Annotated in this window: 10 protein-coding genes; 2 read left to right on the top strand and 8 right to left on the bottom strand. The window is 49.2% G+C overall.

Annotation, left to right across the window (positions count from 1 at the left end; translation table 11 throughout):
* Positions 1-205: 205 nt before the first annotated feature.
* Positions 206-1,297 carry a chorismate synthase gene (aroC, locus tag BFW38_RS06810; protein ID WP_068997716.1) on the bottom strand — a complete coding sequence of 364 codons (1,092 nt, stop codon included), beginning with the start codon at positions 1,295-1,297 and terminating at the stop codon, positions 206-208.
* Between the two features lie 115 nt (positions 1,298-1,412).
* Positions 1,413-2,354: a 50S ribosomal protein L3 N(5)-glutamine methyltransferase gene (gene prmB / locus BFW38_RS06805; RefSeq protein ID WP_139116573.1), complete on the bottom strand. Its 942-nt coding sequence runs from the start codon at positions 2,352-2,354 to the stop codon at positions 1,413-1,415.
* A gap of 318 nt (positions 2,355-2,672) precedes the next feature.
* Between prmB and BFW38_RS06800 the strand changes: the two genes are divergently transcribed.
* Positions 2,673-3,236: a Smr/MutS family protein gene (locus BFW38_RS06800; protein ID WP_068997715.1), complete on the top strand. Its 564-nt coding sequence runs from the start codon at positions 2,673-2,675 to the stop codon at positions 3,234-3,236.
* A gap of 3 nt (positions 3,237-3,239) precedes the next feature.
* On the opposite strand, the gene BFW38_RS06795 is transcribed toward BFW38_RS06800, so the two are convergent.
* From BFW38_RS06795 to BFW38_RS06785, 3 genes are all read right to left on the bottom strand, one after another.
* Complete coding sequence (locus BFW38_RS06795; protein WP_068997714.1) at positions 3,240-4,655, bottom strand: diguanylate cyclase; 1,416 nt, start codon at positions 4,653-4,655, stop codon at positions 3,240-3,242.
* 292 nt (positions 4,656-4,947) lie between these two features.
* Positions 4,948-7,230 (bottom strand): heavy metal translocating P-type ATPase, encoded by a 2,283-nt coding sequence (locus BFW38_RS06790; RefSeq protein WP_068997713.1) that lies wholly within the window; start codon positions 7,228-7,230, stop codon positions 4,948-4,950.
* Positions 7,231-7,306: 76 nt separating this feature from the next.
* Positions 7,307-7,504, bottom strand: a complete 198-nt coding sequence (locus BFW38_RS06785; RefSeq protein ID WP_068997712.1) for a cation transporter — start codon at positions 7,502-7,504, stop codon at positions 7,307-7,309.
* A 331-nt stretch (positions 7,505-7,835) separates the two neighbouring features.
* Between BFW38_RS06785 and ygfZ the strand changes: the two genes are divergently transcribed.
* Positions 7,836-8,912, top strand: coding sequence for a CAF17-like 4Fe-4S cluster assembly/insertion protein YgfZ (ygfZ, locus tag BFW38_RS06780; RefSeq protein ID WP_068997711.1), 1,077 nt, complete (start codon positions 7,836-7,838; stop codon positions 8,910-8,912).
* Between the two features lie 348 nt (positions 8,913-9,260).
* On the opposite strand, the gene BFW38_RS06775 is transcribed toward ygfZ, so the two are convergent.
* The 3 genes from BFW38_RS06775 to BFW38_RS06765 all read right to left on the bottom strand — a co-directional run bounded on the left by BFW38_RS06775 (position 9,261) and on the right by BFW38_RS06765 (position 12,391).
* Entirely contained in the window at positions 9,261-9,575 is a 315-nt protein-coding gene (locus tag BFW38_RS06775) for a hypothetical protein (protein ID WP_068997710.1), read from the bottom strand.
* A gap of 115 nt (positions 9,576-9,690) precedes the next feature.
* Positions 9,691-10,455, bottom strand: a complete 765-nt coding sequence (locus tag BFW38_RS06770) for a TatD family hydrolase (RefSeq protein WP_068997709.1) — start codon at positions 10,453-10,455, stop codon at positions 9,691-9,693.
* A gap of 94 nt (positions 10,456-10,549) precedes the next feature.
* Positions 10,550-12,391, bottom strand: a complete 1,842-nt coding sequence (locus tag BFW38_RS06765; protein WP_068997708.1) for a PilZ domain-containing protein — start codon at positions 12,389-12,391, stop codon at positions 10,550-10,552.
* Positions 12,392-12,449: the final 58 nt, after the last annotated feature.

The raw sequence follows: 12,449 nt of genomic DNA, 5'->3' as shown, positions 1-12,449 counted from the left end.
ACTCCATGTCTTGCTGCGCTGCAATATTAGAAACTCTAAGCCTAACACAAGCTAATGGCAAGCCCTTAAAAGATCAAGATACAAAATGCCAAATACGAAAATGCCATGCTTAAAGCGTTGATCATCCCAACGAACAAGCATGGCATAACAATGATTGTGACTGTCAAGGCTGTAATAACCAAGCCTCAAGCCATGAAATAGACCGCTAGCCTGGTAATACCGGTGTCAAAGATTCAACACCTGCATTCTGGCCTCGGTGTCTCAATAAATGGTCCATCAACACGATAGCCAGCATAGCTTCTGCGATAGGCGTGGCTCGAATGCCAACACAAGGATCATGTCGCCCCGTTGTAATCACCTCACATGATTCCCCGTGTACATCAATACCCTGCCCCGGTAGACGTAAACTAGAAGTCGGTTTCAACGCCATGCTGACCAACAGATCCTGCCCGGTTGAAATTCCCCCTAAAATACCTCCGGCTTGATTCGATAGAAAGCCTGATGGTGTCATTTCATCTCGGTGCTCGGTTCCTTTTTGTGTAACCGAGTCAAAGCCCGCACCGATTTCTACCCCTTTAACCGCATTAATCGACATCATCGCATGCGCGATATCTGCATCCAGGCGGTCAAAAACAGGCTCACCTAGCCCCACAGGCACTTGAGAAGCGACAACATTAATGCGAGCGCCAATGGAGTTCCCTTCCTTGCGCAGAGCCTGCATGTAATCTTCCATCTCGGCAACTTTATCAGGATCAGGGCAAAAGAAAGGGTTCTGCTCAACAATATCCCACTCTATCCGTTCAGCTTTAATCGGGCCCAGCTGTGAAAGGTAGCCCCTAATTTCAACACCGTGTACTTCACGCAGATACTTTTTAGCAATCGCACCCGCAGCCACTCGCATGGCTGTTTCACGGGCAGAGCTTCGACCGCCACCGCGATAATCTCGTACACCGTATTTCTGTTGGTAAGTGTAATCCGCATGAGCCGGTCGAAACTGATCTTTAATTTTGCCGTAATCTTTAGAGCGTTGATCAGTGTTTTCAATCAGTAATCCAATCGGGGTCCCAGTTGTCCGCCCTTCAAAAACGCCTGATAAAATCTTGACCTGATCGGCTTCGCGCCGTTGAGTCGTATGTTGGCTCGTTCCTGGTTTTCGACGATCCAAATCTCGTTGCAGGTCGTCTTCAGTCAACTCAAGTCCAGGAGGACAACCATCGACGATAGCGCCCAACGCCAGCCCGTGACTTTCTCCAAATGTCGTTACAGTGAACAATTTCCCCAGGGTATTTCCTGACATAACTTTTTGGCTCCAGCCAGCATTAAGGGGAGATGCTTCACCCCCTACATTATTCTTACAGCAGATATGCTGATCACTTCTACCTTGCGTACTTCTACTTTGTGAACATCATGAGTTATGCCGTGCGCAAGGCACGTTCATTAAACAAGGTCTGATGGGCGTCAAGCTGAGCTGCCGTTAATAAAAAGACACCATGGCCCCCTTCTGAAAACTCTAGCCATAAAAAAGAGACTTCCGGGTATAGATGTTCCAAATGGTGATCACTGTTGCCTACCTCAACGATTAACAGGCCATCATCAGTCAGGTATTGGCGAGCATCTCTTAAAATCAGACGAACCAAATCTAACCCATCATCCCCTGCTGCCAATGCAAGCTCAGGCTCTTGGCAAAATTCTTCGGGCATTAAGCTTAGATCATGGATATCAACATAAGGGGGATTGGAGACAATCATATCGAAGCGACCTTCGATATGTTCAAACAAATCAGACTGCACCGTTGTTACCCGGTCTTCCATGTGGTGCAACTGGATATTCTCTTGGGCCACATCAAGTGCATCAGCTGAGAGGTCAGACAAGACAATCTCGGCCGTTGGAAACGCCTGAGCGCAAGCAATTCCAATACATCCACTCCCCGTACACATATCAAGTAAACGCTCAGGCGTATTTTCTTCACCGATCCAAGGTTGGAAAGCGTGCTGAATTAACTCGCCAATCGGTGAGCGAGGGATCAACACTCGCGGATCGACCTTAAATAGCATCCCCGCAAACCACGCCTCACCCAACAAATAGGGTAACGGCACTCGCTCAGAGCAACGGCGTTCAATCATATTCAATACCGTTTCACGCTCACTTTGAACCAGGCGCGCATCCAAGATCGAATGGTCTGTATCCCAGGGCAGATGCAAAGCGCCTAAGACAAGTTGAACCGCTTCATCCCAGGCATTATCAGTACCATGGCCATAAAACAGCTGATGCCGATTGAAACGCGTCAAAGCCCAGCGAATATAGTCTCGGACTGAATGAAGTTCTTGTGCAACAGCCGTCAGCGATTGGCTCATATTAGATAACCCAGCCTTGAGTATGAATGAAACGTGAGAACTTAATCTTAACCGCCCTAAAGTTTACCCCAGCCACTGCTTCACTGCACCTGCCGACACCCTAAACAGCACCGAGACGCTTATGAATAGACTAGGCAGCTCAAAGACACCAATCAAACCGAAGCCGGAGGTGACAAGCCTTAGCGATTAAACACATCGCAATGGATAGCCTTCCTACAATCAAGGTACAAATGCGCCTGCCCAAATGGCGTTTTTTTCTTATAATGACGACCACCTTCTTCCACCGCGCCATCCAATAGCCATAAGGGGATTATCAACATGAGCCAACGACAGCCGCCAGATGACATGGCCCTGTTTCGCCAGCTCATGGGCAATGTGCGCCCGATAACGCATGATAGAGCAGATTTAGATCAGCCTAAAAAATCTCTAACCAATGCAGCCGCTCGCCGCAAAGCAGCCATAGCGGTTGATGAGCAACAAATACAAAATGCGTTAAGCGAAGGGTATATTCCCCCGGTCACCCCTTCTCAGGTGCTCGATTACGCGATTCCAGACCTGCCTTGGAAAACGCGCCAACAGCTGAAAAAAGGTCAAATTCCTTGGGAGGAAGGCCTTGATTTACACGGCTACAGCATTGAAAAAGCACGTCATGAGCTCGCAAGCTTCGTACAAGATGCCCACAACCAGCGCTTTCGTTGTCTCCTAGTCGTACATGGTAAATCTTGGAGCGATGAGGCTCGCTACCCAGTACTCAAAGCTCATGTCAATGCGTGGCTGAGACAAATGCCTGAAGTCCTGGCCTTCACCTCCGCGACACCTGCCGATGGCGATACCGGTGCGGTTTACGTGCTCTTGAAAAAAGGCGATAGACTGCTTGATTAGTGATTAACCAACGATCGTGCTAGGCCCTTCAGGCGCCTTCGAGAGCGCCACCTCACAGGCATAACGGTCTCGCCCCGCATCTTTGGCCCGATAAAGTGCATCATCCGCAGCCTTAATCAAATGATCCAAACCGACCCACTCGATCTTGCCAGAAGCAATACCAATACTGATGGTCAGTCTCAACAGTGAAATATCATCCGACTGGATTGCAATGGCCATATTTCGAATGCACGCCAATAACTGGCTAGCCAACTGCTCAGCTTCCGCTAAAGATTGATGAGGTAACAGCACCGCAAACTCTTCACCACCAAAACGCGCGACACAGCCTTTTTCTGTCAACTCAGCCTTTAATTTCAATGCCAATGACTGCAAAGCCTGATCTCCAACTTGATGGCCATAGGTGTCATTGACATGTTTAAAATGATCGATGTCGATCAATAACATTGACCAATGAGATGAAGGGAATTGTCGGGCCAGCTGATCAGCAACCTGGACAAAAGCTCTGCGGTTATATAGCTCCGTTAACGCATCAGTTTCAGCTAAGTGTTTCAACTTAAGCTCAGAAATATCCCTGTATCGCATGTAGCGCCATACCCCAAACCCGATCAGTCCAGCCAAAGCCCAGTTCACCCACAGCATAATACGCAAATGGCTAGACGCTGATGACCACCCCGAAACCGGAACAGCGGCCAGCTCCCATCGAGTGCCAGGAAGGTTGAGTATCAAACGGATAGAGTCTTCTTCAAAAAGCTGGGGATGACCCATGATCACACGCTGACCAGAGCCTGAAGAAATATTCCTTAAGGTATAGCGGATACCTTCTACTTCTGGATTCAACCCTACCGCTGAAAATAAATCATCACTATCGAGCACCAAGCTCAACATGCCCCAATAGTGTTTATCATCTAAAAATACAGGCGTACGACTGATGATCCCCTGTCCACCCTGCTGCAACTCCAGGGGTCCAGTGACTAACGTCCGACGCTCATCAATAGCCCGTTTAACGGAAGGCCACTGAGAGGGGGTATCGGGGTAATACACCCCGATCACCTTTTCATTACCCGCCGAGGGATAGACATAATCGACCCGATTGTTCGGCGCCACCTCCAGATTCCTCACATGGCGTCCTAACCGATAAAGTACTGCCAATGTATTAGGAATCGTATCCTGTTCAATATGCTGGAGGGCCTCAACATGAGCCGCCAAGCCAGAGGCCAAAAAGATATTCGCGTTAAGTTCAGCTTCCAGCGAAGATAAAAGTGCCGCCGTTTCTTGGTTCACCTGTAGGCGTAATAGCTGCTCAAGGCGTTGCCTTTCAACCTGGATCACCAGATGAAAAACAACGCCCAAGATCAATGTCACCACTAAAGCAATCAGTAGAGACTTTATTTGTGAGGGGCTGGGCGTGATATGACTCACTCAGGAAAGCTCCAGCTAAACTCATGACAGTCAATCATCAGTATAGATGAGTTTTAGATCAATGATGACCCATTCCTGAGCTTTACGATTTCCGCCCTCCCCAGAACCACCACACAATGGTCACAATCATGACGATAGCACCTAAATCGACCCAGCCGACATTCATAGTGAACTCCCAAGGTTGATCCATTCATCCAATTGATCCATTCATCCAATTGATCCATTCATCCAATTGATCGATTCATACAATTGATCCATTCATACATTAGCGTCTATGCCCGACACCTTATGCTTAGGAATGTTCGCTTTGTGTGATATCCATCTCAGTATCAGGGCGTGCATGACGAGGGAATGAAAGTAACCTGAGACGATTAGCATTGGTGACAACGGTGACAGAACTCATTGCCATTGCGGCACCGGCAAAAGCAGGATTAAGCAACCACCCAGTAACAGGAAATAAGATCCCCGCCGCAAGCGGAATCCCCAAAGCGTTATAAATGAAAGCGCCGGCTAAATTTTGATAAATATTTCTTAGTGTAGCCTTGGCGACCGTAATGGCATCAGGCACTCCGTGCAATGAGCCTCGCATTAAGGTCATATCCGCACTTTCGATTGCGACATCGGTCCCGGTCCCAATCGCGAACCCCACTTCGGCTCCGGCTAAAGCAGGGGCATCATTAATGCCATCTCCGACCATGCCGACACGGTGTCCTTGCGCTTGGAGCTCACGAATTTGGCCACCTTTTTCATCCGGCATAACTTCCGCCAAGACCTGTTGAATGCCGACACTTTTAGCAACAGCCTCTGCGGTTCGCCTATTATCTCCTGTCAGCATTACCACATTCAGACCCATCGACTGAAGCCGTGAAATCGCTGCAGCACTATCAGCCTTAATTGGATCAGCGATGCCCATCAACCCAACTAATTGACGGTCACAGGCCACCATCACCACCGTCATTCCCTCGCTCGCCATTGACGTCATTGTCTTCTCAACCGTTTCTGGCATGTCAACTTGCTGGGCTTTCATTAAGCCATTATTGCCAATCGCCCAATGATGGCTGCTTGCACGACCTAAAAGCCCTTGACCCGGAACAATCGTGGGTACTTCGGCATCAGGCAATACGATATGTTTTGTCTGAGCCGCTTGTATGACGGCTTTTGCTAATGAGTGTTCTGATCCTTGTTCCAGGGCCGCCACAATGCCCAATAATGTATCGGCGTCCCATTCAGCTCCCAGACATTCAATGTGGTTCACTGTCGGCATGCCTTCAGTGATAGTGCCCGTTTTATCCAACACAATCGTATCAAGGCTTGCAGCAGTTTGTAGCGCTTCTCCCCGCCGAATAATGATGCCTTGCTCTGCAGCTTTACCGACACCCACCATCAATGACATGGGCGTCGCCAACCCCAGTGCACAAGGACAGGCAATTACGAGCACGGTCATGGCAGTGACCAACATATAGGCGCTCTTGGGCTCAGGCCCCCAATGCCACCACAACCATCCCGTCACGATAGCGATGATCATCACACTTGGCACAAAAACAGCACTGACCCGATCAGCCAAACGCCCAATCGATGGTTTTGCATTTTGAGCCTGGCGAACTTGCTGAATAATGCCCGCTAAAGCCGTATCGCCTCCAACTTTACGTGCACGTAAAATAATACTGCCAGACTGGTTAATAGTCCCGGCGCTCAGCTCATCTCGTTTAACTTTATGGATAGGGTCAGGCTCACCGGTCAACATGGATTCATCAACCCATGTTTCACCCTCGGCAATCACACCATCGACAGGGATACGCTCACCAGGACGAACGCGTAATTTATCGCCACGCTGAATAGACGCCAAACGCATTTCAACGGTTTCGCCATCGTCTTTTATCAACATAGCGGTATCAGGCTGTAAGGCCATCAATGCTTTTATGGCCCTTGACGCCTGCCCCCGAGCCCTGGCCTCTAGCGCTTGCCCCAAGTTAACCAGCCCAATAACAAAAACGGCAGCTTCAAAATAAACATGACGATTGCCAACAGGAGCCAGATCAGGCCAGATCACAAGCAATGTTGAATAAAGCCAAGCGGTTCCCGTCCCTAAGGCGATCAACGTATCCATACTGGCGTGGTGGTGGCGAAGTGCTTTCCAGGCCCCCGAAAAGAAATGGCCTCCCGTTCCCCACATCACCAACAGCGTCACCATTGAGATGACGCCCCAAAAAAGTTGCCCCGAGTGGCTTTCAAGCTCGGGGAGCAATCCCAGTAGCATGCCCCCCATCAGCAGGACACCCACTAACAAGGCCCCAGAAGTTTTAATCCAAGCTCTTTTTAATGCTTGGGCTTCATCGGCCTCTCGCTCGGCTTCACCATAATCTTCGTCCATAGGGGTCGCTTCATACCCAGCCGCTTCAATGGCATGAACTAGAGATTCAGCATCCGCAGTACCTTCTATGTCGGCGCTACGATCAGGCAAGTTAACGGTATAATCTTCAACACCCTGAACGCTGGAAAGCGCTTTTTCGACACTTTGAACACAACTAGCACAGTGCATTCCACGCAATGCTAGGCGTGTATGCTGAGCCGCCATATCGACCTCCCCTGGTACAATTGAATACAGGCTAGGAAAACCACTCGGTGATACTACTTTGCAGTGCTAAGCGTATTTAGGCCTTCTCGGCTTCATAACCCGCGTCTTCAACAGCATCAATTAAGTCTTCGAGAGATGCCGAACCTTCAATATCAGCTGCAGTTTGCGAGACTTCGACACTTTCAACACCCTCTACTTCCATCAATGCTTGTGTCACTTTATTGACGCAACCCCCGCAAGTCAGGCCAGAGAGTTGGAGATGAACCTTTGCCATGTTAACGCTCCTTAATGGTTGAATAGGATTCGATGAAACATCGATCACATTTTTGCTCAAAATCACTTAGGCGCCCAAAGCCACTAAGATTGATTTATGCCTTATTGGACGGCCAGCGATCATGATGCCCTTTAGAACGTGCAAGAGCATAAACCTTAGAGTCGACTTTAGAGTCAAGCTTAAGCGGAAAGACCGGCTTGATTTAATCGCTCATTATCCCAACTATGTCATTCAATTTATAAAATCATACTTTCGCCAGTATAAAGCCTCTCAAAAGGCTCGAAGACGTTTCCACTGGTATTAACACGCTGATTAAACAAAGAGGCGCTACATGAGCAATTCGCTGGAAAATTTTGAGCAATGGCGCCAGTTTCTACAAACTGAAGGCGCAGTATTTGACGACAATGGTCGGGTAAATCACTTTGGAGACCTGGAAGGGCAAGCCAATCATGCGTTGCAAGAAGGCGTCATTATTCCACTGACAGGCCTGGGCATGCTGACATTCACTGGGGGTCAACCTGATAAGCTGCTACAAGGACAAGTGACCTGCGACATCCGAGAGCTCACGGAGAGCCGAGCCCTTTTTGGCAGTTATTGTTCCATTAAAGGACGAATGCAATCGAGCTTCGAGGCGGTACGGCAGTCATCTGAATGTATTCAGTTGTTAATGGCAAGGTCTTGCATCCAACACACTGAAGCGCAGCTGAGCAAATTTGTGCCGTTCTTTCGAACACAAATGCAAGATGAAAGTGATCATTGGGTCGCTTTAGGTATTACGGGCAAAGAAACGCCTGCTTTAATCAAAGCTCGGCTGGGAGGCTGGCCAGAGAACAGCTATGAATGGCACTCCCTGAATGAAACCGGGATGATCATGAGGCTGCCTGGACAAAAGCCTAGGGCTTTGGTGATGATACCCGTGACACAAGCACAAGAAATCTGGCAACAGTTAGCCACCGCGATACGCCCAGTCGGCGAACCTGTCTGGACCTTACTGGAAATTCAGTCCGGCATCGTCCATGTAACAGATTCTTTGTCTGATCAATTTTTACCACAGATGTTGAATTATCAGGCATTAGGTGCCGTTAATTTCAAGAAAGGCTGTTACTCGGGACAAGAAGTGGTGGCTCGAGCGCAATTTCGTGGACAAGTCAAAAAACGGCTCTATCGGGCCCAGCTCAGCGGGCAAGAACAGCCCGACCGCCTAGCAGAAGTCATCAATCAGCATGAGAAGAAAGTGGGTCAAATTGTCAGAGCTGCGCCTGATGCCCATGGCCAAATTCAAGCGTTGTTGGTGTTAAACACCGCTGCCGAAGAAGATGAACTGGCATTGGCGGCAAACCCACAAAATAAGCTCAATCTATTAAAACTGCCTTACGACCCCTATTCACGGGCCGATCAAGCCAAATAATGGGAACACTTCATCACCACAGCGAATATGCACCAGCGAGCACCAGGAAACGCCAACCATGCACCATAACGTTACACGATAAACCCGAAAAAATAGTCGGCCGCTTTAAACACCGAGCCACACACGAGATAGAACAACTTAACTCATTGTTTTTAAATTAAAAAACAAAAAACGGCACAAGCCATGCATTTAAATAATTGCACTCCGACGGGAGTGAGTGACTGACTCCAGATTGATTGAGCCTTATTGGCCAGCCCGCTTTCTCACGAAAGCGGGCTTTTTTCTGGACACGAGGATGATGGCTTAGCGTTAAGGGTTAGCATTTTGCGGCTCAAGATTTTCACAATCTTAGCATTGCCTAAACACCGCATTATTCACAATCCAAACCAGCAGTGCCGTTAGACCCGACCCCATCAGGGCCAACACTAGGAAGTGCCACCACCGCCAAGAAAGTTGACGTGCAGATTGAGGCTTCACTTCCGCAGTAGACCCATGCTCTAACTGTAGTGCAGCTTCAATTAACAGTTTCACATCAGGCGCAGCCCTTTCCAGAAGATACTCCGCAGCGGCCTCCCAATTAGGATTATGCTTGCCCGCACGTAAAACCCGCAATGCGGACCCAGAAGAAGTAAACGTTGGCCGATAAGACGAAGGCTGAGACATAAACAAACTCGATATCCGGATCAAAAGACCTATCATAAACAGCCCAGATCAATATCGCTAAATAAACCCGTGACGGATAAAGATTTAGAGAACAATTTCAGCTCAGATTATTGACTCAGGGTAGCTGGAATAGCTGACGCGTCATGGCTTCTGAAGATAAGGCAAGATCATGGGGCTGCATCCCTCGCAACTGCGCCACAACACTGAGCACCAAGGCTAATCGGGCCGGTTCATTACGTTGCCCTTGATATCCTGAAAGCGGCATGTCGGGGCTATCAGTCTCTAATAGAATCGACTCCAAAGGTAGCTGCTGAACAACCCGCCTAAGCTTTTGAGCACGGTCATAAGTCACGGCGCCCCCAATGCCAAGATGAAAACCCAATGACCAGTAGGCCTGAGCCTGCTGTAAGCTCCCTGAAAAGGCGTGAATGAGTCCACCACAAGGCAGTGATCGCTGCCGCAAACGCTTTAAGACTTGATCATGCCCTTTACGCACATGCAGAACCACAGGCAAACGGTATTGTTGCGCCAGCAATAACTGCGCGTCCAATAAGTGCCATTGAAGATCTGAGTTGGCGTTGGACGCCCAAAAATCGACACCAATTTCGCCAATCGCCACCACTTCAGGATGAGCCTTCAGCATATTCTCGAGCAATGCCAACTGTGCCACAGAGTGCTCTTCCAAAAAATAAGGATGCAACCCAAGGCAAGGGAACAAATCAGGGTATGACTGGCAGACGGACAAAGTTCTTGCCCAAGTTGATTGCGTGACACCTGGCACCACAAACCCCTTTACACCGGCTTGCCGCGCGCGTTCAAGCATGGCACTTCGATCAGCATCAAAGACAGGAAAATCTAAATGGCAGTGAGCATCAATCATAGGGTCAACAGTTCGCGGGCATACATATGTATGTATAGATAGACGCAGCCGTTATACATGTAAGATCATCCACCGATCGCTTGGGACTCAATCACTAACGCAATGCCTCTAAATAACGAGGCGCAGCATGGCCTTTCAACTTGCCTAAACGAGATGCGAATTGTCTAGCACAGATGACCTCTCCACCGACGAGGTCAAGCGACTTATCATCAACCGCTACCGAAACTTCTGCGGGTAAGCCGGTTTCATCCAGGCAAAGAACCCAAGCCAAAGCACCACCGCTAAAGCGAACCAGACTGCCCACAGGAAACAAGCCAAAATACTCCACATAGCATGTCACCATTCCCTGGTCCAACGACTTATCGGCAAAGACCAGAGGCACAATATCATGGAGGCGAACACCATCATGCTGATCATTGGCATAAGTCAGCAGATCGATTTTATCAACGACCGCCGCCATTCGGCTTAATGCATCCAGCTCGCCAGCGTTCAAACCACGTGGCACACCCGAACCATCCAGCCGTTCATGGGGGTTGACCAACGCCGCCTCAAGAAACCGCCGAGCAATCCAGTTCACCGCATGTAACCCTTGCAAAACGCGAAGGAGTACCTGGCGTAACTGCTCAGACTGCCGTGCTCTAATGTCAGGCTCATCACTTAAACGCACGGGCAAATGAACGACGAGTTTGCCTAAATCATGAAGCAAAGCACTCGCCAATAGCGCCTCTGGAGCCCCGTCAATGAGCTTTTCTGACGTGGCCAGTAGATACAAGCGGGCAGCCACTAACATGCAGTGGCGAATAATCGAAGGCCAACCATGTAACCGAACCAAGGCATACATAAGCTCATCCGGCTGTTGGTCCAATCGTTTCAATAAAGATTGAGACGCCTGCTTGATTAGGTCACTGTCAAAAGGTTCATCGTGGGCTAGCCTGAGGGCCTGAATGCATAATATCGCCGCGACACCCTCCAAAACCGACTGCAAGCCAGAAGCATCAGGATGAGTGATCACCGGCTGAGCGATATCAACCGCTGGCGCCCGTCCTTGATAGAGAGGAGCCGGTAACAAGTCATGGTGCGACTCCTCCCCTAGCCGAGCGGACTCTCTTTCCGTCTCCAGAGCAATTCTCATCGCTTGCTCTTCAAGCGCTTCCTGATCAGGGTCAAAGCAAATCCCAACCGTCGCAAATAGACCGCGTCGAGTGGCATAAACGGAACGAATACTCCCCCGCCCTTCAAGCCATTCGCCACTGGGAAAAGCAAGCTGAACATCACAAGTCAGTTTTTCCCCATCGGCAGTATCATCCTCTGAACTCCTGTTTGAGAGCTGTTGCCACCAAGCAACCCCTTCTCTCACTGGAACGAGTAAACGACACCCCCCGGCAGATATATCGAGTAGCCGAACTTTAACCTGCCGGTCACCGCGATGAAGGACACCGTCTACTTTCAAAGTCTCATGCAAATGGGCCCGAAAGTAATTCCTAATATAGAGGCTTTCGGCACGCTGAGGCATTTTGACATGCCATAAACGCCCGTCACTTACTTGATGCGCCGAGGATCTTAACCGCACCGGGGCCGTTCGATAACGCTGATCTTTCCATTTAAATATTAATGACACTTGCTGTGCGGCATCCAGTAATCGAACGGAATGAGCGGCAAGATAAGTTTTGATGATCAGTCCGTCACAGCGCTGATCAGTATTCACTTTTTCATTGAGCCCCGAGCGAGCCTCTTGATTAAAGCAAAGCCGTTCAACAAAACCGGCAAGCGCTCCACATTCTTCATCGTTTTCTTGCCCGACAACCACTAGTTGAACCGGGTAAGGTAGCTGCCACTGAGTCAAAATTTGCATCAATCGGATGGCATCCAGATAAGCACGGCCGGCATCGTCTGTTTGACTTCCTGGCTGAAATGATCCACGCGAACGATTCGCCATGGCACCTCCTGAACATGGAGCAATTCACAGCACATCTGCTTCAAAGCGTAGCAATTGG

The organism is Terasakiispira papahanaumokuakeensis, from assembly GCF_001709345.1.
Lineage (GTDB): Bacteria > Pseudomonadota > Gammaproteobacteria > Pseudomonadales > Halomonadaceae > Terasakiispira > Terasakiispira papahanaumokuakeensis.
Note: the sequence above shows the minus strand (reverse complement) of the source record. Positions and strands in the feature narration are given on the sequence as shown.

Bases quoted from the DNA above. Each gene is read 5' to 3' on its own strand.
- aroC (WP_068997716.1), bottom strand. From the start codon at position 1,297: ATGTCAGGAAATACCCTGGGGAAATTGTTCACTGTAACGACATTTGGA.
- prmB (WP_139116573.1), bottom strand. From the start codon at position 2,354: ATGAGCCAATCGCTGACGGCTGTTGCACAAGAACTTCATTCAGTCCGA.
- BFW38_RS06800 (WP_068997715.1), top strand. From the start codon at position 2,673: ATGAGCCAACGACAGCCGCCAGATGACATGGCCCTGTTTCGCCAGCTC.
- BFW38_RS06790 (WP_068997713.1), bottom strand. From the start codon at position 7,230: ATGGCGGCTCAGCATACACGCCTAGCATTGCGTGGAATGCACTGTGCT.
- BFW38_RS06785 (WP_068997712.1), bottom strand. From the start codon at position 7,504: ATGGCAAAGGTTCATCTCCAACTCTCTGGCCTGACTTGCGGGGGTTGC.
- ygfZ (WP_068997711.1), top strand. From the start codon at position 7,836: ATGAGCAATTCGCTGGAAAATTTTGAGCAATGGCGCCAGTTTCTACAA.
- BFW38_RS06775 (WP_068997710.1), bottom strand. From the start codon at position 9,575: ATGTCTCAGCCTTCGTCTTATCGGCCAACGTTTACTTCTTCTGGGTCC.
- BFW38_RS06770 (WP_068997709.1), bottom strand. From the start codon at position 10,455: ATGATTGATGCTCACTGCCATTTAGATTTTCCTGTCTTTGATGCTGAT.
- BFW38_RS06765 (WP_068997708.1), bottom strand. From the start codon at position 12,391: ATGGCGAATCGTTCGCGTGGATCATTTCAGCCAGGAAGTCAAACAGAC.